The organism is Aeromonas sp. 604176 (assembly GCF_049170755.1).
Lineage (GTDB): Bacteria > Pseudomonadota > Gammaproteobacteria > Enterobacterales > Aeromonadaceae > Aeromonas > Aeromonas veronii_A.
The window spans coordinates 19,798-41,143 of record NZ_JAAKNE010000008.1; the positions used below are offsets into that span (position 1 = coordinate 19,798).

A 21,346-nucleotide genomic window follows, 5' to 3' on the forward strand; every position below is an offset into this window, starting at 1 on the left:
GAGACATCGGGCAGGGGATGGCCAATGGGTCGCCCCCTGCATCTTCTCTGATTGGCGAAAGCGAGTCTTGCGATGAACCCTTTGATTGGTATCGGATTACGCACTCCCCATTACGATGAGATCCGGCAAACCCTGCCGGCAGTCGGTTGGCTGGAGGTGCACAGTGAAAATTACTTCGAACGGCACAGCCAGGGTTTTCAGGTGCTCGCCGAACTGGCGCAACACTACCCCGTCAGTCTTCACGGCGTTGGCATGTCCCTCGGTTCTGCCGACCCGCTCGATCCGCACCATCTGCAGCAGTTGTCGACACTGGCCGCGGCGATCAAACCGGTACGGATCTCCGAACATCTCAGCTGGGGCAGCATTGGTGGGCGTTACTTCAACGATCTGCTGCCGGTGCCCTATACCCGCGCCTCCCTGCGCAACATGAGCGACAAGATCCAGCAGGTACAACAGACCCTGGGTTGCCGCATGTTGATTGAAAATCCCTCCTCCTATCTGCAACTGCCCGGGGAGATGAGCGAGTGGGAATTTCTGGCCGAGCTGCAGCAGCGCAGCGAGTGCGGCATCCTGCTCGACCTCAACAATCTCTATGTCAGTGCCTTCAATCACGGTTTCTCTTGCGATGAGTATCTGGCGGCGATCGATCTCGCCACCGTCGGGGAGATCCATCTGGCCGGTTATACCGAGAAGCAACTGCCGGAAGGCTCCCTCTATATCGATACCCACAGCGCCCCTGTGGTGGAGCCGGTCTGGGAACTCTATCGCCAGATCTGCCGCAAGCAGGCCATTCCCACCCTGATTGAGTGGGATCTCGAGATCCCGCCGTTGCCGGTTTTGCTGGCAGAGGCAACACAGGCCAGTGCCATTCTGGATGAGGCGCATCCCATAAGTGCGCCACGGGAGGTGGCCCATGGCTGAACTGGCACAGCTGCAACGGCACTTTGCTGACAGCCTGCTGGGGGAGCCTGACGCCATTGCCCCTCACATCAGCTCCCGGCTCTTTCCTGCCGAATCGGTGCTGCAGGTCTATCGCAACCACTTCATCCTTAGCCTTGGCGAAGTGCTGGCGAGCAGTTATCCCGCCGTTATGGCCATGGTCGGGGATGACTTTTTTGCAGCGGCGGCCCGTGGCTTCGTATTGGCCGAGCCCCTCAGGGAAGGGAGCGTTATGCACTATGGCGCCGGGTTTGGCCAATGGCTTGCCCGCTTGCCAACCACTACCGGATTGCCTTGGCTGGAGGCGCTGGCTCAGTTCGAGTGGCAGCTTGAGCGTGCCAGTCTGCTGCAGCTGGAATCTCGCTGCTGGCCAGCCGATCGTCTGGCCGGATTATCGCCGCAACAATGGGAGCGGCTGCGACTGTTGCCAGCCACGGATCTGCTGCTGGTTGCCAGCGACTATCCGGTGCTGGCCCTGTGGCAGATGGCGCTGCACGGTGGTGAAGCGGTGGAGGTGCTTGATGCCCCCGTCTGGTTGGCATTGAAGAAACAGCCGGATTGCCGGGTTGCCCCCTTGCCCCTGACGGCTGGTGAGTGGGCGCTGCTACAGGGTTGTCTCGCTGGTACGGCGCTGGTCGAGCTGCTGGCGGCAGACCCTGCGGCCAGTGAACATCTCACTCGCCTGATAACCCTTGGCCTGCTGGTGGATATGGAGGTAATGCCATGATGGCAAACAAATGGCTGGCGCTGGCCAGCTCGAGTGGTGATTTGCCGCGCTGGAGCAGCGCCGGTGTGCTGTTGCTGGCGCGGCTGTGGGTCGCCTCGGTCTTTATCACTTCAGGCTGGCTCAAGCTGACGGCGTGGGATTCAACCCTCTATCTGTTTGAATCCGAGTATCAGGTGCCCCTGTTGCCCTGGTTGTGGGCTGCCTATCTGGGTACGGCGACCGAGCTGCTGCTGCCGCTTTTCCTGCTGGCGGGGCTTTTTACTCGCCCGGCCGCCTTGCTGCTGTTTGGCTTCAATATCATGGCGGTTATCTCCTACCCGACCCTCTGGGCGGGCGGTTTTTACGATCACCAGCTGTGGGGCTGGATGCTGCTAACCCTGACCATCTGGGGCGGCGGTGTGCTGAGCCTGGATCACTGGCTGACACGTCGCAGCCATTGATTTATCAGTGATTTCCCCAATGACAAAGAGCGCCACAAGGCGCTCTTTGTCATAATGACGGCCGGCGAAATTTCCCATGAGAGAAAAGGAGCAGCCAATGATTATTCGTCAGGCAAGGGCCGCAGATATTCCCGCAATGGTGGCGCTGCGCATGGAGCTGTTTTGTGAGGTCGGTGAGCTGGTGACGCCGCAGGCAGACCCGGCATTGTGGCAGGCCACCCTTGACTACTTTACCCAGGCGATGAGTGAAGAGAGGGCTCTATCCTGGCTGGCCGAAGCCGATACGCAGGAGGGCGGCAAACAGATCGTGGCGGCAGGGACGCTGGCACTGTTTGAACGGCCACCCTATCCCGGCAATCTGGCGGGGATGAAGGGGTATCTGCTCAACATGTATACGCGGCCACAATGGCGCCAGCAGGGGATCGCCACGGCGCTGCTCGATACCATTACAGCCTTCGCCAGATCGCGTCAGCTGGGCAAGGTGTGGCTCCATGCCAGCGAGCAGGGGCGCCCTCTCTATGAGCGGATCGGCTTTGTCGCCAATCCAGCCTATCTGGAGTGGGACCTGGCACCTTAATCGATGGGCCCCGTTATCTCTATGGTTTCTCGTCTAAAGTTCATGCAGATGTGACGTAGTTGTAACCAAGTAACAGAGGGGCAGGGCAAGATGTTCAACTTCAAACTCAAAGCGGAATTACAAGCGTGTCAAATGCAGTTGGCCCAGGCCCAGGCATTTATTGATGCAGTAAAAGTCGGTGTCGCTACCATCAGTTTCACTCCAAGCGGCGAGATCCTCCAGGCGAACCCGCTGTTTCTGAGTGTGGTGGGCTATAGCGAGCAGGAGGTGATTGGTAAACACCACCGGATCTTTTGTGATGCCCACTACGCCCAGTCATCCTCCTATGCCCAGTTTTGGGAACAGTTGCGTCAGGGGCATTCCCACAGTGGCATCTACCAGCGCATTGACAAACATGGCAGGGAGTTGTGGCTGGAGGCTACCTACTTCCCGGTCAAGGTTGAGGGCAAGGTGGTCAGGGTCGTCAAGATAGCCTCCGATATCACCGAGAGTTATCAGCAGTTGAGTCGTCAGAAAGCGATCATCTCGGCACTCGATCGGGCGCTCGCCATTATCGAGTTCACCCCCAAGGGGGAGATTGTGACGGCCAATCAGAATTTCCTCTCCTGCGTCGGTTACTCCCTTTCGCAGCTCAAGGGGCAGCATCACAGGCTGTTTTGCGATGAGAGCTTCTATCGCGAGCAACCCCACTTCTGGGACGATCTGGCCCACGGCCAGCTCAAGTCGGGGCTGTTCAGTCGCCGTGACAGCCACGGTAACGAGATCTGGCTGGAGGCTACCTACAACCCCATCAAGGATGAGAGCGGCAAGGTGGTCAAGGTGATCAAGTTTGCCAGTGAGGTGACAGAGCGGATCAAGCGCGCCCAGGCAGTGAGCGAGGCGGCCAACATAGCCCAGACCATTTCGCAGGAGACCACCCGCTTTGCCGAAACCGGGTCTGAACTGCTGGCGGCATCGGTTGCCATCTCCAGCGCCATTTCCGAACAGGTGAGTCGCACTTCCGGCCTGATTGGCCAGCTCAATGAGCAGTCGAAAAGCATTGAAGCTATCGTCTCGACCATCAGCAGTATTGCCGAGCAGACCAATCTGCTGGCCCTTAACGCAGCCATCGAGGCCGCCCGGGCCGGCGATCAGGGACGCGGCTTTGCGGTGGTGGCCGACGAGGTACGTCAGCTGGCTGCGCGCACCTCCCTCTCGACCGGCGAGATCGCCAGCGTGGTTCAGAAAAACCGCGAACTGACGGCCCAGATCACCGGCAACATCAATGAGGTGGCCACCAGTGCCCAGCGTGGCAAGGAGCAGATCGGCGAGGTGAGTGGCGTGATGTCACAGATCGAGCAAGGCGCCATCAATGTGACCGAGACAGTCTCCAATCTGGCCATCGGCTCCTGACGTTTATTGATTGTTGAATGAGGCACCGATCGGATGACAATCCCATCGGTGCTTATTTATTGCGCACTTGATATGCCAATCTGAACCCCTCCTGTATCGTCCCGCCATTGTGAATTGTCCTCTTCTGGCCCCTTGATTAGGCTTGCCGCCTCATTTATTTCAGAGCAGGAACAGAACAAGATGGCATTACAACAGAAGGGGCGGGCAATGGCCCTGCTGGTTATGGTCGCGAGCATGGGTCTGGGCGGCTGTATGGGGCAGATGGGGCTTTCCGGCATGGTCACCAAGGGCAACCTGAGCGTGGTGGATAACCGCTACGGCCGGGCCGGTGTCTTTATGCTGCTTTCCCCTGTCTACGGTCTGGCCGCGACCGCTGACCTGTTCATTTTCAATACCATCGAGTTCTGGTCTGGCAAGAACCCCATCACCGGCAAATCCCCGGCAGTGGTGGACATGAAGGCCAATCCGGTGATCAAGGTGAACCAGCACCTGGATCCGGCCCTCAAGACGGTGCCGCTGGCCATGCTGCCGCAAGGGGTGCGCGAGGTGGAGATCAGCTACCCGGACGAGCATACCGCCCAGATGGAGGTGCACTATCTGGATGGCCGCCGCAGCATGATGCGTGGCGAGAAGCGTGGCGAGTTGATGGATATCTACTTCGATGGCCGCTTTGTCTCTACCCTGAGCCGTGCGGAGCTGGAGCAGATGAGCGAGAACGCCCGCACGGCGGCCTGATCATCAGTGCCTATGCCGACAGGAACGCCCCGCAACAGCGGGGCGTTTTACATTGGGCCTACTCGGGCTGCTTGCGATGGGGTGGGGTGAGGATCAGCCCCAGCAGGCGGCGCAGGTGGGTGAGCTGCTCGGTCAGCTGGACGTTGAGCCAGAGGTAGCCATTGATGGCTGCCTCTGCGTTGGGCGGGAGCGATACCTGGGTCGCCACCTCGTGCAGGCGGGCGATGGCGGCATCCGCGCCACGCCCGTCACCGGTTTGCATCATCAGGGCAAGCTGGTTGATCGCCTCCTCGGTGGCCAGATGGCAGGCTTGCAGCGCAGCCGTGCTCTGCATCAGGAAGTGGCTCTCCCGATCGTTCCAGTAGGTGTTGGCCAGCATCTCAAGAGTGCAGAGGGTGTTGCGCATGGTGACCTGCACCGCATCAAACAGGGCGACGCTGTGGCGCGTCTCCTTGGCCGCCGGGGCCAGCAGGGCCCGCAGTTTGCCGGTCTGTGCCAGCAACTGGGAGAGATTGTGCTTGAGGCGAGGGCGCTCCAGCACATTGGGGGAGAGGTGGGTGTGATAGAGCCGCCCCGACTGCTGCAGGATCTGGTGCAGTTGCAGCCGCCAGTGGCTGTAGGCCCGCTGGGGGTAGATGCTGCAAAAGAGCAGCGCCAGCAGGGAGCCCAGTATCACGTCGGCACTGCGCCACAGCGCCGTCTCTATGTCCCCCGGCATGGCCCCCATGGTGACTCCCAGGGTGATGCCGATCAGCAGCCCCACATAGGGGCGCTTGCCGAGGGCCAGATAGCCGCAGAGGAACATGATGCACCCGCACCAGATCAGGGTGAGTGGCAGGGAGTAGATCTCGAGATAGAGCGCCACCACCCCGCAACTGGCGCCGAAGATGGTGCCCACCACCCGCTGCAGGGCGCGGGAGAGCACATTGCCCCAAAACGAGATGGGGCCCATCACCACCACCAAGGTTATCAGCGGCCAGGTGCTCTCCGGCAGTTTCAGCTCGCGGGTCAGCAGAAAGGTGAGCATAAAGGCGAGCGCAATGCGCAGGCCATGGACGATCCGGTAGCGGCCATAGACCAGCAGATCGAGTCGGGAGAGGGGGGCATCAAGACGCACAGTCTGCCTCCTGTCAGGTGGGTGACGGGGCGGCGTGCATCCGGCCGACGCCCCGTCGGGATTTAGGCCAGTCGTCCCTGCAGGGGGTGGATCCAGACCCGCTCGCCAACGGCGATCCCGGGTTGATCCGGTACGATTTCAATCAGACAGTTGGCATCGGCCATGGAGCTGAGAATGCCGGAGCCCTGTGGCCCTGTGGTGCGCACCCGCAGCTGGCCGTTACGGTCCTGATAGAAGATGCCGCGCAGAAACTCGGTGCGCCCCGGGCGGCTCTTCATCTTCTCGTCCGCCAGCGCCGAGAGGCGCAGCGGCTGCCACCGCTTGCCTTGCAAGCGGGCGATGGCAGGCTCGACAAATTGCAGGAAGCAGACCATGGCGGCTACCGGATTGCCGGGTAGGCCGAAGAAGGGGGTCTGCCCCAGCTTGCCAAAGGCGAGCGGGCGGCCCGGTCGCATCTGGATGCGCCAGAAATCGATCTGGCCAAGCTCAGCCAGCACCAGCTTGATAAAGTCGGCGTTGCCCACCGAGACCCCACCCGAGCTCAGCACCAGATCGGCGCTGGCGGCGGCCTGCTCAAGCTGCTGGCGCAGAATGGTCTTGTCATCGGGAATGATGCCAAGGTCCATCACCTCGCAACCGGCGGCGCGGATAAGGGCCATCAGGGTGAAGCGGTTGCTGTCGAAGATATGGCCGGGGGCGAGCTGCTCGCCCGGCGCCTGCACCTCGTCGCCGGTACTGAACAGCGCCACTTTCAGCGGGGTGCGCACCGTGAGACCGGCCTGACCGAGCGATGCCGCCAGCCCCAGCTGGGGGGCGCCCAGCCAGGTCCCGGCCGGGATGGCGACCGCGCCCTTGGCGAGATCTTCGCCGGCCAGGCGCACATTCTGCCCTGCGCGGATCGGTGCGGTGACCGTGACCCACTCACCTTCAATATGCGTCTCTTCCCGCATCACCACGGTATCCACCCCGGGGGGCAGCGGAGCGCCGGTCATGATCTGCACCGCCTGACCGGCCAGCACAGGCTCGTGGCGCTGCTGGCCCGCCAGCACTTCTCCCACCAGTTGCCAGCGACCGGCGGCGAGATCGTCGCCACGAAGGCCAACACCATCCATCGCCGAGTTGGCATGGGGGGGCACATTGATGGGGCTTATCAGATCGGCGGCCAGCACGGCGCCGTGGCATTGGGCCAGCGGTTTGTCGCTGCAGGCCGTGCTCGGGGTGAGGGCCGCCAGAATGGCATTGCGGGCCGCCTCGACCGAGAGAAAGCCCTTGCCCGCCTCCGGCTCCTTGCTCTGGCAGCCGTCAAGCCAGCGGCAGACGAAGTCGGCGATAGCCGCCAGATCGTTGATATCGAGTCGGGGCAGGCTTGTCTGCTGTTGTTCGCCACTCTGTTGGGGCTGATCGCTGGCCAGCGCGATGATGTCGCCGTCTTCGGGGAAGAGCAGCGGCTTGCCAATTTCGGCGCGGTGCAGCTCGATTTTCGGGAAGTGTTCGTGCTTGAACCCCTCTACCAGCAGCAGGTCGAGTTCACTCTGATCAAAGCTTGCCAGCAGCTGGCGAAAGTCGGCTTCGGCCAGTTCCGTCTCAATGATACGGGCATGACGACGACGGGAGGCGACCATCATCTGCTTGGCACCCGCCTTGCGCAGGCGATAGCTGTCTTTGCCCGGCTGGTCGATATCAAAGTCGTGGTGGGCGTGCTTGAGCACCCCGATGCGCAGGCCACGATCCACCAGCAGGGGGATCAACTGCTCCAGCAAGGTGGTCTTGCCGGTGCCGCTCCAGGCGGCGAAGCCGAGCAGGGGAAGAGTGGGGGCCGGGGTCATGAGGTGACTCCTTGTTGGGGGTCGATAGCCGGGGCAAGCAGACGGGCCTCGTAGGCGGCCAGTTCGGCAGGGCTGTTGAGATTGATAAAGGCATCCGGCTGATCGGCAAAGCTCACCACCGCCATATTGTGGCGGGCAAACCAGATATCGATTTTGCGCTCACCCTCTGCCAGCGCGGCGGTGAGGGAGGGGAGCAGGGATTTGTGCAGCAGGGCCACCACGGGTTGCAGCCAGTCGCCATCGTGGGCCACTACCAGCTCGGTATCCGGGGTCAGGGCGGCGCGAAAGCGGCTCATCAGATCCAGCGGCAGGGCGGGGCCATCGCAGGGGACAAACAGCACCCAGTCGTGACGGGCGGCAGCAAGACCTGCCTGCATGCCCGCCAGCGGGCCGAGATAGTCGTTGTTGTCATCGCTGATGACCGGGGCTAGCGCCTGATAGCGGGCCTGACTGCGGTTGGCGTTGATCAGTACCTCATCCACCTGGGGGCGCAGCCGTGCCAGAACGTGGTCGATAAGAGGGCGTCCCGCCAGTGCTACCCATCCCTTGTCTTCGCCCCCCATCCGGGTGGCGCGGCCTCCTGCCAGGATCACTGCTGATACGGCAACGGGATCAGAGTGGCTGTCGCTTTTTGAAGTCATGTCGCTCGATGATTTTTAAAGGGGTCGTCTCTTGCAGCTGGCCACGGGCGAGGGTCCATTGCCGCTCGCACAGGTCGGTCAGGGCGTTGCTCTGGTGGCTGATGACGACCAAGCCGCTGCCATGTTCCCGCAGATCTTGCGCCAATGCGGCCATCAGGGCAACCGAATGTGTGTCGAGATTGGCGGTGGGCTCATCCATCAGCAGAAAGGCCGGTTGCAGTGCCCAGGCTCGGGCCATCGCCAGACGTTGCCGTTCGCCACCGGACAAAATGCTGATGTGCTCCCGCGCCAGCCCCTCCAGCTCGACCCGGCGCAGCGCCTCGAACACCCGGATCTCGCTGCCGAGTTGTTTATCCAGCGCCCAGGCCACGTTATCGTGCACCGTGCGATCGAACAGATAGGGAGTCTGGTGCAGATAGGTAACCCGGCCCGGCCCCAGATCCCGCTTGAGCAACCGGTTGAGCCGCTGTTGCCAGCGCCCCGGCAGATTGGTGTGGCCGCGTGTGGGTGCCAGCAGCCCCGCCATGATCTTGAGCAAGGTGGTCTTGCCCACCCCGTTGGCTCCATGCAGCCAGATGGCATCCCCCGGGGCGATGGCGAGCCGGTCAATCTCGAACAGCTGGCGCTCGCCAAAGCGCATCGTCAGCTGGTGGGCGGTCAGGGCCATGGGGTACTCCTGTTGATACACAGTGGGGGCATGGTCAGTTCTTCAGATAGCTGTGGCCGCGACAGGCCGTCAGCAGCAGGTTGAGCAAGAGGGCGAGGGTAAGCAGCACTATGCCGAGCGCCACCCCCTGGGTGAAGGCCCCTTTCTGGGTCTCCAGCGCGATGGCGGTGGGGATATTGCGGGTGAAGTGCAGGATATTGCCCCCCACCATCATGGAGCAGCCCACCTCGGTGACGATGCGGCTAAAGGCGCCGATGATGGCGGCCAGCAGGCCAAAGCGGCACTCGTGCATCAGGCCGATAAGCGCCTTGGGCCAGGAGACCCCCAGGGTCAGGGCGGTCTCCCAGGCACGCCGGTCGCTCTGGACAAACGCCGCGTGAGCCATGGTGGCGATCACCGGAAAGGCGATCAGCATCTGCCCCACCACCATCGCCTGCTGGGTAAAGAGCAGCTTCCAGTCGCCAAAAGGGCCGGCCCGCGACAGCAGCATGTAGAGCAAGAGGCCAATCACCACGGTCGGCACCGATTGCAGGGTATTGATGCAGGAGAGCCAGAGCCAGCGGCCGGGCAGCGGCAGATAGGCCAGCGCAAAGCCCAGCAGCAAGGCGGGCAGCAGCACCAGCAGCAGAGCGATGCAGGAGACGGAGAAGGAGACCCCCACCACCTGCCACAGTTCAGTGTCACCACTGAACAGCAGGGCGAGGGCAGCCAACGTAGTGTCGAGCAGGGTCGGCATCAGGCGCCTCCCTCAGCGAACCGGGGGAGGGCCAGCAAGGTCATCGCAGGGGTCAGGGTTGCCATTATTTCCCGTTGGCATCCGCTACAAACAGCGCCTGACCCGCCACCTTGAAGTCACCGATCAGCTTCTGGCCATGCTCGGAGACCAGCCAGTTCTTCAGGGTGCGGGCCCCTTCGGTGTTGAGATCCGGGTAGCGGTTGGGGTTGACCAGGATCACCTGATAGGGGTTGAACAGGCGCTTGTCACCCTCCAGCAGCACGGCGAGATCCAGCTTGCTCTGGTAGGCGAGCCAGGTGCCGCGGTCGGTCAGGGTGTAGGCACCGAGCTCCGAGGCCATGGTCAGGGTCGGCCCCATCCCCTGGCCGATGGACTTGTAACCGGCAAACTCGGGTTTGACGTCAGCCGCCTGCCACAGGGTCTTCTCCTTGATGTGGGTGCCGGACTCGTCACCGCGGGAGATAAAGATCTGGCCCTGCTCCTTGATGGCTTGCAGCCCCTTGGACGCGTCGTGCAGTTTGCCGAGACCCGCCGGATCGTTCGCCGGGCCGACGATAACGAAGTCGTTGTACATCAGGTGCACCGGCTCGATGCCAAAGCCCGCATCAACGAACTTCTTCTCGGCAGACGGTGCGTGGGTCATCACCAGATCCGCGTCGCCGTTTTCGCCCATCTTCAGGCTCTGGCCGGTACCGGCCGCCATCACCTGCACCGGATAACCGGTCTCTTTGGTGAACTGGGGCAGCAGCCAGCCCAGCAGACCGGACTGCTCGGTGCTGGTGGTGGTGGCGAGGCGGATCGGCGCTTTTGTGGCATTAGTATCCGCTTCGGCGTGGGCCGCACCGGCGATCAGCAGGCTGGCGGCGAGGGAGAGGGCAAAACGTTTGAGGCTGGTTTTAATCGTCATCGTGATGCAACTTTCAGGGTCGGTGAGAGAGGAAACGACCAAGCAAGCGGGGTGCCAAACTGATTCTGATAACAGAGATTAGCTCTTTGCCCTTAAAAAACAGTTATTTAATGGTGGCAATTAGGTGAGCCGGTTATCGCTTTTAATAATTGGTGTTGGTGATTTTGCTGCGGGAAGGACAAAATGTCCCACAAAGGTTCCGGTTATCGGGACATTCTTCGACCTTACCTGTATTCGAGGTACTTTTTTCCATGACAGCCTCTCCCGGTCTCTGGTCTGCCCTCTCCCTGCTTATCGTTGACGATGAGCCCGGCATGCGCAGTTTTCTGGCCAAGGCGCTGGCCAAGCGTTTCGCCCAGATAGAGACAGCCGCCAGTGTGGAGGAGGCGGAAGCCTTGCGCTGCCGCCTTCACTTCGATCTCATCATCGCCGATATCCGGATGCCGGGACGCTCCGGTATCGAGTGGCACGAGGCTATCGACCCGGCCACCCGCCGCAGCGACATCATCTTCATGACCGGTTTTGGCGATATGGAGACCGCCCTCAAGGCGCTGCGCCTCGGCGCCAGCGACTTTATCCTCAAGCCCTTCAACCTCGATCAAATGGTGCAGGCGGTGGACAGAGTCATCGAGCGCCGCCAGATGGAGCGGGAGAACCTGCTGCTGCGCCGGGAGGTGAGCAAGCTCTTCCCGCCCACCCTGATCGGCGACAGTGCCAAGACCCGCGAGCTCAAGACGCTCATCGCCAGAGTGGCTCCCTCCAACGCCGCCGTGCTGGTGGAGGGGGAGTCCGGCACCGGCAAGGAGCTGGTGGCCCGCGCCCTGCATCAACTCTCTGGCCGGATGGGGGCCTTTGTGCCCCTCAACTGCGCCTCCATCGCGCCGGAGCTGCTGGAAAGCGAGCTGTTCGGCCATGTGCAGGGGGCCTTTACCGGCGCCCGCAAGGGGCGTGACGGCCTGTTTCGGGTCGCCCATCAGGGCACCCTGTTTCTCGACGAGATCGGCGAGATGCCGCTCGCCATGCAGGCCTCCCTGCTGCGGGCACTGGAGCAGAAGGCCATCCGCCCGGTCGGTGCCGAGCGCGAATTGGCGGTGGATGTGCGCATCGTCGCCGCCACCAACCGCAACCTCAAGGAAGAGGTGGAGGCGGGCCGCTTTCGCGAAGATCTCTTCTATCGCCTCAACGTGGTGGCGCTGCCGGTCGCCCCGTTGCGGGAGCGGATCGACGATATCCCCGCGCTGGTACACCACTTCACCCGCCAGCTCACCGCCGAGATGGGGATGGGTTCCTTGAGCTGGACCCACGAGGATGTGGTGGCGATGCAGGCCTACCCCTGGCCCGGCAACGTGCGGGAGCTGCGCAACCTCATCGAGCGCTGCCTGCTGCTGGGCAAGCCCCCGGCGGATTACTGGCAGAGCAGCAAGCCTGCCGAACAGGGGACGAGCGAGGAGGGTTATCCGCTGGCGTGGCCGCTGGCGGAGGTGGAGAAGGCCCACATCCTGCAAGTGGTGGCGAATCACGATGGCAACAAGTCGGCCGCTTCCCGGGTGCTCGGGGTGGCGCGCAAGACGCTGGATCGCAAGTTCAAGGAGTGGGCCATCGAATGATAAAGGGTGATCGGATGGGGTGGCGATGAAACTGACTCTGCTCCCCCGCTGCGTGCGAACCAAAGTGCGCTGGCGCCTGCTGTTGCTCACCTCGGTACCCATCATGCTCACCCTGGTGGGCATGATTGCGCTCACCCTCTACTGGACCCTCACCTACAGCTGGCAGAACCTGCTCACCACGGTGCGCAGCGACCTTGGCGTCGCCCATCATGCGGTCAGCGTGCAGCAGCAGCGTCAGGCCGAGCACCTCGAACATCTTCGGGATGCCTGGGCTTTTCAGCTGCGGCTGCGTGAGTCACCAACCCGGCTGGACGAGTGGGTGATGCCGCTGGCTGCCAACTATGGTCTCGATTTTCTGCGCCTGCGTAGCGGCGCCGAGCTTCAGGCTCTGACGGCGCAGGAGCTGACGACCCTGAATGCCGGACGCAGCGTCAGTCACTTCGTGGTCTGGTCGCAGCAGGAGATGCTCGCCCTCTCCCCGCAACTGGCCAAGCGAGCCGTGCTGTGGCAGCGGGATGGCACCAAAGCGGTGGAGAGCCGGGGGCTGATCAGTCTGTCATTGACGCCTGTGATGGGGCGCGACGGATCCCTTTGGGCAGTGCTGGAGGGGGGGGAGCTGATTAACGGCAGCACCCGGCTGGTGGATGAGATCAAGGGTCAGGTGTTTGCCAAAAACACCCTGCCAGAGGGGAGCATAGGTACGGTCACCCTGTTTCTCGATGATCTGCGGGTGAGCACCAATGTGCCGGTCAGCAGCAGGCGTCAGGTTGGCCGGGCGGTGGGCACCCGGGTCTCGCCCCCGGTGCGCGAACAGGTGCTGGGGCAGGGGGATATCTGGATAGACCGCGCTTTCGTCCACGACGCCTGGTATGTCTCTGGCTACGAGCCGCTGCTGGGGGCCAGGGGCGAACGGCTCGGCATGCTCTATGTCGGCTTTCTCGAGTGGCCCATCATCCGCACCTACCTCACCAATCTGGTGGAGCTGGGCTCCGGCGTAGTGCTGCTGTTGCTGCTCTCCGGCCTGCTGGTCTATCGCGGCGCGCGGGATCTCTTCACCCCCATCGAGCGGATGCACAAGGTGGTGCGGCAGGTGCAGGCCGGGGAGTCGGCCCGCATCGGCCCGCTGGCCCTCGACCCCGATCACGAGCTGGCCCAACTCGGTCGCCAGTTTGACGCCATGCTGGACAGGCAAGAAGCGCACCAGCAGCAGATGGCTCGCAGCGCCGACGAACTGGAGCAGAAGGTGGCCGAGCGTACCCAAAGCCTCGAGCTCAAGACTGCCGAGCTGGAAGATCATATCCATATGCTGACCGAGGCGCGCCAGCAGTTGCTGATCAGCGAGAAGCTGGCGGCCCTTGGCGAGCTTTCGGCCGGTGTGGCCCACGAGATCAACAACCCGCTGGCGGTGATCCTCGGCAATGTGGAGCTGATGAAGCTGGAGCTGGGGGAAGCGGCCGAGCCGGTGCGCGAAGAGCTGGCGCTGGTGCTGGCCCAGATCGAGCGCATTCGTGCCATCACCCGCAGCTTGCTGCAATACTCTCGCCCTGGCGATTACGAGACCGCGCCGGTGTGGCAGCACCTCAACCCCATCATTGAGGAGAGCCTGACTCTGGTGCGTTCCGCCCTGCGCCAGCAGCAGGTGGAGCTGGTGGCCGATCTCAGGGCCCTGCAGCCCATCGAGGCGGATCGCCAGCAGCTGTTGCAGGTGCTGATCAACCTCCTGGTCAATGCCAGTCACGCGCTGGGGGAGCAGGGGGAGATCCGGGTCGAGAGCCGCGACTGGGTCGATGAACTGGGTCAGTTGCGCGGGGCCGAGGTGCGGGTGATCGATAACGGCAGCGGCATCGAAGCGGCGATTATCGACAAGATCTTCGACCCCTTCTTCACCACCCGCGCTACCGGCACCGGGCTGGGTCTGGCCCTGAGCCACCGCATCATCAGTCGCTGGGGTGGGGAGCTCTTGGTGGACTCCACCCCGGGGCAGGGGAGCTGCTTTACCGTGCGGCTGCGCAGCCACGCCCTGCTGCCCAGCGGCAGCGAGCCCGCGAAACTGGAAGGGTGGCGCATTGCGCTCAATGCCGAGGGGCGTGAGACAAGCGATTGAGGCTGTTATAAAAAGGCCCGTTATAAAAACAGCCCGTCAACATGGTTGGCGGGCTGTTTTGTCGGTGGGTGAGTGGTTATTTACTGCGGACTCCACACCAGCTTGCCGCTTTGGGTCAGGTCATAGCCGCCGAGGCGGGCCGCCAGCTCGCGCCCCTCTGGGGATTGCAGCCAGCCGATCAGCTGTTGCAGCAGGGTACGAAAGAAGACCCCCTGCGGCATCACCAGATCGAAGCACTCCTGCGACAAGGGCATAAAGCCGAGGCCAAACTCGGTGGCGGTGCTCTGGGCGCCGGGCCCGACATCCGCATCGCCACGGCTGATGGCGGCAGCCAGCTCCCGCTCGCTGTTGACCTCAAGGGTGCGTTCCAGCCGGGTCAGCGACTCCCCCTGGGTTTGCAGCCACTCCTGCAGGGCGCGCTGGCTGCCGGCGCCTTCCTGACGCATGGCCCAGCGCCAGTCGAGCGCCTCTTTCGCCTCCTTGGGTTGCAACCCCTGGCGCAGCACCAGCCCCTGCACCCGGCGAAATCCATGAACGATCACCCATTGCCGGTGGCCCTGATACTGCTGCACCAGCGCCGGGTGGCGCAGGTGCGCCTCCTCGGCCTGCCCCCAGTGGATGGCGCAGAGATCCACATGGCCGCGCGCCAGCATCGCCAGCCCCTGACGGGTGCCGCACGGGGTGTAGCCCACCAGTGCCTGGGTGCCGAGCTGCTGCGCCAAGCGGCTGCTGGCGTAGTGCAGCAGCACGTCGTCCGAGCCTGCCAGCAGCAGCCGGTCGTTCATCACCCCCTCGTGGCAACTGCCGAGCAGCCAGCGGTCGAGCAGGGAGCGGGGAAACAGCCACTTTCCGGTCGCCTTGGTGGCGGGGATGCGCGCCTCGTTGGCGAGCTGGTAGACCTTCTTCTCGTTGAGATCGAGGTATTCCGCCACCTGCTTGACGTTCATAAACTCATTCATGGCTTAGTCCCGCATCCCGCGACCGGCCGGACTGGGCGCCAGCACCGGCGGCTTCTCGTCCAGCACCATATGGTCGTGGCCGCTGAATACCTCGAAATGGCGCCCCTTGGCGCGGGCAATCATGGTGATGCCGAGCTGGCGGGCGAGATCCAGCCCCATCTGGGTGACGCCGGAGCGCGACAGCAGCACCGGAATGCCCATCTGCGCCACCTTGATCACCATCTCCGAGGTGAGCCGCCCGGTGGTGTAGAAGATCTTGTCGTGGCCAGCCTCGCCGCGCATCCAGAGCTCGCCCGCTAGAGTATCCACCGCATTGTGGCGCCCCACATCCTCGACAAAGGAGAGGATCTCTGCGCCGCGACAGATGGCGCAGCCATGCACGGCACCGGCCATCTTGTAGGTTTCGTTATGGGCCGACAGGGCTTTCAGCAGGGCGTAGAGGGTGCTCTGTTTAAGCTCGGGCGCCGCCAAGACCACCCCTTCGAGCTTCTTCATCACGCTGCCATACATGGTGCCCTGACCGCAGCCTGAGGTGACCGTCTTCTTCTCCAGCGATTTGTCGAGATCGTCGGCCTGCTGGCTGCTCACCACGGCGGCGGCCTCGCTATCCCAGTCGACGATCACCGACTCGATGGCCGAGATATCCTCGATAAAGCCCTGATTTTTCAGATAACCCAGCACCAGCGCCTCGGGGCGGGCCCCCAGCGTCATCAGGGTTACTATCTCCTTCCAGTTGAGGTAGACCGTCAGTGGCCGCTCACAGGCGATTTGGCGGGTTTGCAGCGTGCCTTGCTCATCCATCACCTCGACGGCCATGGTGAGCTGGGCGGCAGCATTGCTTTTGATAAAGGTCGGTGTCATGGGCCCCTCGCGACCGGTTGCCGGGATCTAAGGGGAGGGATACAGCAAGTTTTGTTCCAGATATTATTGATGTGACGTAATCTCGAAAAATAAGATTCTATATTGAGATCGCAAGTTGAGAAATTAGAGTTTTAGTAGAACTGTGTATTTAAAGCATCACTGGTCTGGGGATTTATGATAAATTAAATAGCGCCATTCATGTTGATTTGCTCAATGTCGAGTGAGTGATTTAGTTTTTTGGACTAAAGACTATAAATTCAGGAGGGTAAATGTCAATAAAAAGAAGAATTAGAAATGGTCGATTGTCAATAGAAAATGAGAAAAAGGAGCCTTGGTACAAACGGGTATGGGTTGTTGCTGCATTAACTAGTGCGTCTGTATCTGCAGTATTAATTCAAGGGCCAACACTACTTCAAAATATGAGAGTTATACCTTCTGAAATCCAAAAAACGTCAGATCAATTTCAATCTTGGGTTAAAGAGGATGAGCAATGGACAGGGCATTGGTCGGCCTTTCCTGAAGGTATGGTCGATATAGCTGATATGAATTTATCAGAGGTAGATTTGCAGATTACTATTAGGGCCAAAAATGGCCAGATTGATGGCACTATTGCTACACATGGAATTTGTCAGTCAATACCAGTATTTAACTATATATTGCTGCGTGGAAGTATTTCAGGGAATGAAGCCAATGTTATTGCGTGGGATGTTGTAGGTGGACATAAAAAGGAATTTGCGAATTTAACACTTACTCGTGATGATTATATTATGACTGTGAAAACCAATTCCGGTATTACATCTTGGTTTCCCAAAGTGGCACGAATTGCTAGGCGCCCAATCGATAGCGATGATCCTCAGCCAGACCACGAATTTTGTTCTGAAGAAAGGCAAGCTTTATACGAAATGTTGCGAAAAAAATGAGTTCATAACTCAACATATAACACCGTATGTTGGGCTTCGTTGCGCTCTGCACCAACCTACGCCCGCGCCAACCCATACTCCGCATGACAGGCCAACCCGCATTAAAGCCTCCATCCACCACCAAACCTGCCTTGGCCCCACTCTTGCTAAGTCTTATCCCATTGATGGCCGTGGCCGCCATAAAACTCCTGCCCTGATCCGCCCCGAACGGGGTGGATCACGGGGGAGGGCGGCCCGGCAGAGACCTTCTGATGGGAGCCGTGACAGTGCAAGACACCACCAATACCTTGCCCCCGCAGCGCTGGCTGCAACTGGAGTTAAAGGCCATCGACAGCCAGGTTGGCCGCTGGCAGAGCCGCCGTTTCGAGATTGCGGCGCTCCACCCCGCCGAACCTGAGGCAGCCGGTGCCTTGCCCCTTACCCTGTTTCGCGACGAGCGGGGGGATTATCGCTTCAATTTGAGCTCCGGCTCGCCCCGCCTCTTTGTGACCGGAAGCCGCGTGGATAGTGGCTTTGTGGCCGATGGGCTGACCCTGAGCCAGACCGTGGCCGCCGCCTATATGGATGGCGAGCGGCAGGTGCTCTCCTGCCCGCTGCCCGAGGCGCTGCAAGCCTGGGTGGAGGCCTTTATCGGCCGCCACGGCGAGCTGCTGGAGGCCCGTCGCAAGGGCAAAAAGGGCAAGGGGCGGGCGCAGGATCAGCTGGGTGTCGATAGCCAGGATCAAGCCAGCTGTGGCGCCGTTAAAGCCACCGGCCCCGATGGCCGCGAGCGTGGTTGTGACAGTGGAAATCGCGCCCATGAGTGAGTTCCTCAAACGCTGGTCATCTCGCAAGAGTGAGGCGCGCAAGCATCAGGCATTGCAGCCAAGGGAAGAGGTTATCCCCGAGGCGGTTTCCGCCCCCATCGAAGGCAGTGGCGAGACTGAAACTCCAGATGTCGCGCTGGATAGCCCCGTAGTCAGCACTGACAAGGGGAGCTGTGACCCCCTTGCCTTTGAAGGGGCCGAGAGTGGCGAACCGCCGCTAACAACAGCCCCGCAGCGCAAGGCCAAACTCCCCGACAAGGAGGCGCTGCGGGCCATGTTTCGCAGCCATAAACCGGATGGGCTCGACGACTACACCCAGGATTTCAGCCAGCCCGAATTGCTGCCTGCGGCCCTGACCGCCGGGCTGCGCAACTGGCTGGTGGATCAGGTGACTGCCCCTGACAGCGAATCGGCCAATCCGGCCAGCGGATCCGCTGAACCGGTGGCGCTTGCCAGCGAGCCTGCCGCCGACGAGCTGGCTGATAACCATTCTCAAACCCACACCGACGATCGGGACATTTTGGTTTACTCTGGTGGACAAAATGTCCCAACCAAAGGTGGTGGAATGGAACCCTCAGGATCCTGACTCCCTGTCAGTCACTTTTTTTCCGGGGGAGTTGGCTCGCCTCTTGCTCTCTCGGCTTACCAACAAGCGCCCATCCCATGAGGTGGCGCGCACAGGAGCGTATGTGAGCACTGAACAAACATTGCCAAATCTGAGCCCAAATCTGGCCTCCAATCTTGCCCATGGGGAGGGGGCGGCCGAGCATAGCGCGCGCGCTCGCGCCTATGCCCTGCAGCATACGGTCAAGACCGACAACCTGATCCCGGCCACTGTCTCTTACCAGAGTCAGGGGCGCCTGCTGCTGGTCGGCCCGGAAGATCGGATTCGCCGCGCCGCCAGCCTGCTGCCCGCCGGGGTGACGCCCATCCTGCTGGTGACCGAATCCGTTTTTGATGCCGAGGCGGCCGATCTCGAAACCATTTTCGATGCCACCGCATCCCTCGCGGCCCTGACCCTGCGCGAACCGGGCCTGACAGGGTATCTGGGGCAGTTCCAGCTTACCGGCCTCAATGGTCAGGGTGAGCGGGTTAATCTGGCGGCGCTCTGTTTTACTCAGCAGGCTGCGGAAAATGGCGAACCACGCTTTGATCTGGTGGCCGATCTGGGCCGTGCCCCGCTCTTTGCGCTGGAGCGCCCGCCGGTCGGCTATCTGCATCTGGCCGATGATGTTGGCTTGGTCGAACGACTCGCTGAGCTCTGTGCGCTGACCGGTATCTTCGACAAACCTCGCTATTTTCGTCTCGACCCCGAGGCCTGCGCCTTTACCGCCCGTGGCGTGCCCGGTTGCAGCCGCTGCCTTGATGTCTGTCCGACTGATGCGCTCAAGCCCATCAATGGCCGCATCCAGATCGATCCCCATCTCTGTCAGGGCTTTGGTAGCTGCGCCTCGGCCTGTCCGACCGGGGCGATTGCCTATCACCAGCCCGACGCCAACACCAGCGGCGACTATCTGCTGCGCTTGCTCAAGCACTACCGGGATGCGGGCGGCGAAGCGCCTCGACTGCTGATCGCCGGCGAAAACGAGCGCGAATGGGTGGAAGCCGAACTCACCCGTTTGCCTGCCAACTGGCTGCCAGTCTGGGTGGAGGAGAGCGCGAGTTTGGGTATCGAGAGCTGGTTCGCCGCCCTCGCCTATGGCGCCAGTGCGGTGTGCATTGCGCTCGGTGATGATGCTCCCGCAAGTGTGCGGGCATTGGTTGAGCGGGAGCTGGCGAGCGCCGCCGTGCTGTTGGCGGGCGCCGGCCTTGCTGCCAATCGTATTGCTCTGTTTGACGCAGATGCTGGTGAGCCTGTTTCCGGCCAGCCAACCGTTGCCCTGCTGGATAAGCCGCTGAAAGGAGACAAACGGGAGAACCTGTTTGCCGCCTTCGATGTCCTCTGGCAGGCCAACGAGGGGAGCCGCGAGCCGCTGGCGGTGCCTCATGGCGCTCCATACGGCAGCGTGGAGCTGAAAGACGCAGACTGCACCCTCTGCATGGGCTGCGTGGCGGTCTGCCCGAGTCGCGCCCTGCATGCGGTGGGTCATGTCCCCGGCCTCAACTTTATCGAGCAGGATTGCATCCAGTGCGGCATGTGCGAAAAGGCGTGCCCCGAGCAGGCCATCGTGCTCACGCCCCGCCTGCAGCCGGTGCCCGAGGCGCGCCGCGCCGTGCAGAGCCTGAAAGCCGAAGAGGCTGCCTGCTGCATTCGCTGCGCCAAGCCGTTCGCGCCTGCCTCGATGATCCGCCGTATCCAGCAAAAACTGGCCGGTCACTCCCACTTCCAGAACGAGGCCGCCCAGCGGTTGCTGATGTGCGAGGAGTGCCGGGTCAAGGATGTGTTTGCGGCGCTGGCGGCGGATCCCGTCTCCCAGCTCAAGGTATGAGGGGGCAGTGATGAATGAACAACATAACGAAAAGGCTGGCGAACTGACCATGACCGAACTGGAACAGAGCAGCGTCGATCTCTACGCCCTGCTGGCAAGCCTCTGGCGCGCCGCCCCCCGTGGTGAACAGCTCGCCTGGCTGCAAGGGTTGCAGCCGATGCCGGGCCCCTTTGCCAGAGGGCTGGGGCTGGTGCAGCTGGCGGCCAGCAGCCACCACGAAAACGAGCTTGCCGAGGAGTATCAGGATCTCTTTATCGGGCTGGGGCGCGGGGAGATTGTGCCGTTTGCCTCTTGGTATCTCACCGGCTCTTTGATGGAGCTGCCGCTGGCGGTACTGCGCGCAGATCTGCAGTCCCTCGGCTTCGAGCGCCAGAGCGGAGTGTGCGAGCCGGAAGATCATCTGGCCGCCCTCTGCGAGGTGATGGCGGTACTGATTGCCGAGCAGCACCCGGAGCGCAACCGCTTCTATGAACGCCACCTTGCCCCCTGGGTACTCGCCTGCTGCCGCGATCAACAACAGGCGAAAGGGGGCAGCTTCTACCGGGCGGTCGGGGCCCTTGCCGAAGATTTCTTCAAGCTGGAAAACGAATTGCGCCTGCCGTTTGGCGCCTGCGTGGTGACGGGCTGAACGCCCTTATCCACCCACAACAAGACGAGCAGACGAGATATCCCATTGGACGCGAAGCTGGCGCGCAGGCGCCGGCAAGAACAACAACAGAGGTCACAAGAATGAGCGATGAAAAGCTGAAAGACCCGTCTCGCCGCAATCTGATCAAGGGAGTTGGCGTGGTCGCCACCATAGGCGTGCTGGCCGGTGCTGCCGGTCGGGTGGTGAGCAAAGAGGCGCTGACCCACGATACCAAGCCTGATCAGGGCTATAGGGAGACCCCCCATGTTCACGACTTTTATCGCACCCTGCGCGGCACTGACTGAGCCGGATCAGTGAAGGAGAATTC

At 61.8% G+C, this 21,346-nt stretch carries 22 protein-coding genes; 14 read left to right on the forward strand and 8 right to left on the reverse strand.

Annotation, left to right across the window (positions count from 1 at the left end; translation table 11 throughout):
- Positions 1-72 precede the first annotated feature (72 nt).
- From G5358_RS02655 to G5358_RS02680, 6 genes are all read left to right on the forward strand, one after another.
- Positions 73-921 carry a DUF692 domain-containing protein gene (locus tag G5358_RS02655; RefSeq protein WP_421323554.1) on the forward strand — a complete coding sequence of 283 codons (849 nt, stop codon included), beginning with the start codon at positions 73-75 and terminating at the stop codon, positions 919-921.
- A complete protein-coding gene (locus G5358_RS02660; protein ID WP_421323555.1) occupies positions 914-1,666 on the forward strand; it encodes a putative DNA-binding domain-containing protein in 753 nt (250 codons plus the stop codon). Before G5358_RS02655 ends, G5358_RS02660 begins: the two co-directional genes overlap by 8 nt.
- Positions 1,663-2,106 carry a DoxX family protein gene (locus tag G5358_RS02665; RefSeq protein ID WP_005362129.1) on the forward strand — a complete coding sequence of 148 codons (444 nt, stop codon included), beginning with the start codon at positions 1,663-1,665 and terminating at the stop codon, positions 2,104-2,106. The genes G5358_RS02660 and G5358_RS02665 overlap by 4 nt, the downstream gene beginning before the upstream one ends.
- Before the next feature lie 97 nt (positions 2,107-2,203).
- Entirely contained in the window at positions 2,204-2,683 is a 480-nt protein-coding gene (locus G5358_RS02670; RefSeq protein ID WP_421323556.1) for a GNAT family N-acetyltransferase, read from the forward strand.
- Between the two features lie 90 nt (positions 2,684-2,773).
- Complete coding sequence (locus G5358_RS02675; RefSeq protein ID WP_421323557.1) at positions 2,774-4,075, forward strand: methyl-accepting chemotaxis protein; 1,302 nt, start codon at positions 2,774-2,776, stop codon at positions 4,073-4,075.
- A gap of 180 nt (positions 4,076-4,255) precedes the next feature.
- Entirely contained in the window at positions 4,256-4,810 is a 555-nt protein-coding gene (locus G5358_RS02680; protein WP_421323558.1) for a DUF3332 domain-containing protein, read from the forward strand.
- Positions 4,811-4,868: 58 nt separating this feature from the next.
- Here the strand turns inward: G5358_RS02680 and G5358_RS02685 are convergent, their stop codons facing one another.
- The 6 genes from G5358_RS02685 to G5358_RS02710 all read right to left on the reverse strand — a co-directional run bounded on the left by G5358_RS02685 (position 4,869) and on the right by G5358_RS02710 (position 10,704).
- Positions 4,869-5,927 carry an FUSC family protein gene (locus G5358_RS02685; RefSeq protein ID WP_042082535.1) on the reverse strand — a complete coding sequence of 353 codons (1,059 nt, stop codon included), beginning with the start codon at positions 5,925-5,927 and terminating at the stop codon, positions 4,869-4,871.
- Positions 5,928-5,989: 62 nt separating this feature from the next.
- A complete protein-coding gene (locus tag G5358_RS02690; protein ID WP_421323559.1) occupies positions 5,990-7,753 on the reverse strand; it encodes a bifunctional molybdopterin-guanine dinucleotide biosynthesis adaptor protein MobB/molybdopterin molybdotransferase MoeA in 1,764 nt (587 codons plus the stop codon).
- A complete protein-coding gene (gene mobA, locus G5358_RS02695; RefSeq protein WP_111900511.1) occupies positions 7,750-8,394 on the reverse strand; it encodes a molybdenum cofactor guanylyltransferase MobA in 645 nt (214 codons plus the stop codon). The genes G5358_RS02690 and mobA overlap by 4 nt, the downstream gene beginning before the upstream one ends.
- A complete protein-coding gene (locus G5358_RS02700) occupies positions 8,366-9,061 on the reverse strand; it encodes an energy-coupling factor ABC transporter ATP-binding protein (RefSeq protein WP_201907221.1) in 696 nt (231 codons plus the stop codon). The genes mobA and G5358_RS02700 overlap by 29 nt, the downstream gene beginning before the upstream one ends.
- Before the next feature lie 34 nt (positions 9,062-9,095).
- Positions 9,096-9,797, reverse strand: a complete 702-nt coding sequence (locus G5358_RS02705; RefSeq protein ID WP_005347674.1) for an ABC transporter permease — start codon at positions 9,795-9,797, stop codon at positions 9,096-9,098.
- A gap of 64 nt (positions 9,798-9,861) precedes the next feature.
- Positions 9,862-10,704, reverse strand: a complete 843-nt coding sequence (locus tag G5358_RS02710) for a substrate-binding domain-containing protein (RefSeq protein ID WP_421323560.1) — start codon at positions 10,702-10,704, stop codon at positions 9,862-9,864.
- A 251-nt stretch (positions 10,705-10,955) separates the two neighbouring features.
- On the opposite strand from G5358_RS02710, the gene G5358_RS02715 reads away from it, so the two are divergent.
- Positions 10,956-12,311 (forward strand): sigma-54-dependent transcriptional regulator, encoded by a 1,356-nt coding sequence (locus tag G5358_RS02715; protein ID WP_421323561.1) that lies wholly within the window; start codon positions 10,956-10,958, stop codon positions 12,309-12,311.
- Between the two features lie 25 nt (positions 12,312-12,336).
- The gene (locus G5358_RS02720; RefSeq protein ID WP_421323562.1) at positions 12,337-14,415 is read left to right on the forward strand and encodes a sensor histidine kinase; all 2,079 of its coding nucleotides are present in this window, start codon (positions 12,337-12,339) and stop codon (positions 14,413-14,415) included.
- 80 nt (positions 14,416-14,495) lie between these two features.
- Here G5358_RS02720 and G5358_RS02725 read toward each other — a convergent pair whose 3' ends face one another.
- Both G5358_RS02725 and G5358_RS02730 read right to left on the reverse strand, forming a co-directional pair.
- Positions 14,496-15,362, reverse strand: a complete 867-nt coding sequence (locus G5358_RS02725) for a helix-turn-helix transcriptional regulator (RefSeq protein WP_013723539.1) — start codon at positions 15,360-15,362, stop codon at positions 14,496-14,498.
- A 15-nt stretch (positions 15,363-15,377) separates the two neighbouring features.
- Complete coding sequence (locus G5358_RS02730; protein WP_421323563.1) at positions 15,378-16,235, reverse strand: formate dehydrogenase accessory sulfurtransferase FdhD; 858 nt, start codon at positions 16,233-16,235, stop codon at positions 15,378-15,380.
- Between the two features lie 269 nt (positions 16,236-16,504).
- Between G5358_RS02730 and G5358_RS02735 the strand changes: the two genes are divergently transcribed.
- The 6 genes from G5358_RS02735 (at position 16,505) to G5358_RS02760 (ending at position 21,323) form a co-directional block, all read left to right on the forward strand.
- Positions 16,505-17,155, forward strand: coding sequence for a hypothetical protein (locus G5358_RS02735; RefSeq protein ID WP_421323564.1), 651 nt, complete (start codon positions 16,505-16,507; stop codon positions 17,153-17,155).
- A gap of 251 nt (positions 17,156-17,406) precedes the next feature.
- Positions 17,407-17,961: a DUF3305 domain-containing protein gene (locus tag G5358_RS02740; protein ID WP_421323565.1), complete on the forward strand. Its 555-nt coding sequence runs from the start codon at positions 17,407-17,409 to the stop codon at positions 17,959-17,961.
- The gene (locus G5358_RS02745; RefSeq protein WP_421323566.1) at positions 17,954-18,547 is read left to right on the forward strand and encodes a DUF3306 domain-containing protein; all 594 of its coding nucleotides are present in this window, start codon (positions 17,954-17,956) and stop codon (positions 18,545-18,547) included. Before G5358_RS02740 ends, G5358_RS02745 begins: the two co-directional genes overlap by 8 nt.
- A 103-nt stretch (positions 18,548-18,650) precedes the next feature.
- Positions 18,651-20,390 (forward strand): 4Fe-4S dicluster domain-containing protein, encoded by a 1,740-nt coding sequence (locus G5358_RS02750; RefSeq protein WP_421323567.1) that lies wholly within the window; start codon positions 18,651-18,653, stop codon positions 20,388-20,390.
- A gap of 10 nt (positions 20,391-20,400) precedes the next feature.
- Positions 20,401-21,018, forward strand: a complete 618-nt coding sequence (locus tag G5358_RS02755) for a TorD/DmsD family molecular chaperone (RefSeq protein ID WP_421323568.1) — start codon at positions 20,401-20,403, stop codon at positions 21,016-21,018.
- A gap of 101 nt (positions 21,019-21,119) precedes the next feature.
- Positions 21,120-21,323, forward strand: coding sequence for a transcriptional initiation protein Tat (locus G5358_RS02760; RefSeq protein ID WP_041208942.1), 204 nt, complete (start codon positions 21,120-21,122; stop codon positions 21,321-21,323).
- Positions 21,324-21,346 lie beyond the last annotated feature (23 nt).

Bases quoted from the DNA above. Each gene is read 5' to 3' on its own strand.
- G5358_RS02655 (WP_421323554.1), top strand. From the start codon at position 73: ATGAACCCTTTGATTGGTATCGGATTACGCACTCCCCATTACGATGAG.
- G5358_RS02755 (WP_421323568.1), top strand. From the start codon at position 20,401: ATGAATGAACAACATAACGAAAAGGCTGGCGAACTGACCATGACCGAA.
- G5358_RS02715 (WP_421323561.1), top strand. From the start codon at position 10,956: ATGACAGCCTCTCCCGGTCTCTGGTCTGCCCTCTCCCTGCTTATCGTT.
- G5358_RS02725 (WP_013723539.1), bottom strand. From the start codon at position 15,362: ATGAACGTCAAGCAGGTGGCGGAATACCTCGATCTCAACGAGAAGAAG.
- G5358_RS02705 (WP_005347674.1), bottom strand. From the start codon at position 9,797: ATGCCGACCCTGCTCGACACTACGTTGGCTGCCCTCGCCCTGCTGTTC.
- G5358_RS02680 (WP_421323558.1), top strand. From the start codon at position 4,256: ATGGCATTACAACAGAAGGGGCGGGCAATGGCCCTGCTGGTTATGGTC.
- G5358_RS02745 (WP_421323566.1), top strand. From the start codon at position 17,954: ATGAGTGAGTTCCTCAAACGCTGGTCATCTCGCAAGAGTGAGGCGCGC.
- G5358_RS02710 (WP_421323560.1), bottom strand. From the start codon at position 10,704: ATGACGATTAAAACCAGCCTCAAACGTTTTGCCCTCTCCCTCGCCGCC.
- G5358_RS02740 (WP_421323565.1), top strand. From the start codon at position 17,407: ATGGGAGCCGTGACAGTGCAAGACACCACCAATACCTTGCCCCCGCAG.
- G5358_RS02690 (WP_421323559.1), bottom strand. From the start codon at position 7,753: ATGACCCCGGCCCCCACTCTTCCCCTGCTCGGCTTCGCCGCCTGGAGC.
- mobA (WP_111900511.1), bottom strand. From the start codon at position 8,394: ATGACTTCAAAAAGCGACAGCCACTCTGATCCCGTTGCCGTATCAGCA.
- G5358_RS02730 (WP_421323563.1), bottom strand. From the start codon at position 16,235: ATGACACCGACCTTTATCAAAAGCAATGCTGCCGCCCAGCTCACCATG.
- G5358_RS02700 (WP_201907221.1), bottom strand. From the start codon at position 9,061: ATGGCCCTGACCGCCCACCAGCTGACGATGCGCTTTGGCGAGCGCCAG.
- G5358_RS02760 (WP_041208942.1), top strand. From the start codon at position 21,120: ATGAGCGATGAAAAGCTGAAAGACCCGTCTCGCCGCAATCTGATCAAG.
- G5358_RS02735 (WP_421323564.1), top strand. From the start codon at position 16,505: ATGTCAATAAAAAGAAGAATTAGAAATGGTCGATTGTCAATAGAAAAT.
- G5358_RS02660 (WP_421323555.1), top strand. From the start codon at position 914: ATGGCTGAACTGGCACAGCTGCAACGGCACTTTGCTGACAGCCTGCTG.
- G5358_RS02720 (WP_421323562.1), top strand. From the start codon at position 12,337: ATGAAACTGACTCTGCTCCCCCGCTGCGTGCGAACCAAAGTGCGCTGG.
- G5358_RS02665 (WP_005362129.1), top strand. From the start codon at position 1,663: ATGATGGCAAACAAATGGCTGGCGCTGGCCAGCTCGAGTGGTGATTTG.
- G5358_RS02670 (WP_421323556.1), top strand. From the start codon at position 2,204: ATGATTATTCGTCAGGCAAGGGCCGCAGATATTCCCGCAATGGTGGCG.
- G5358_RS02675 (WP_421323557.1), top strand. From the start codon at position 2,774: ATGTTCAACTTCAAACTCAAAGCGGAATTACAAGCGTGTCAAATGCAG.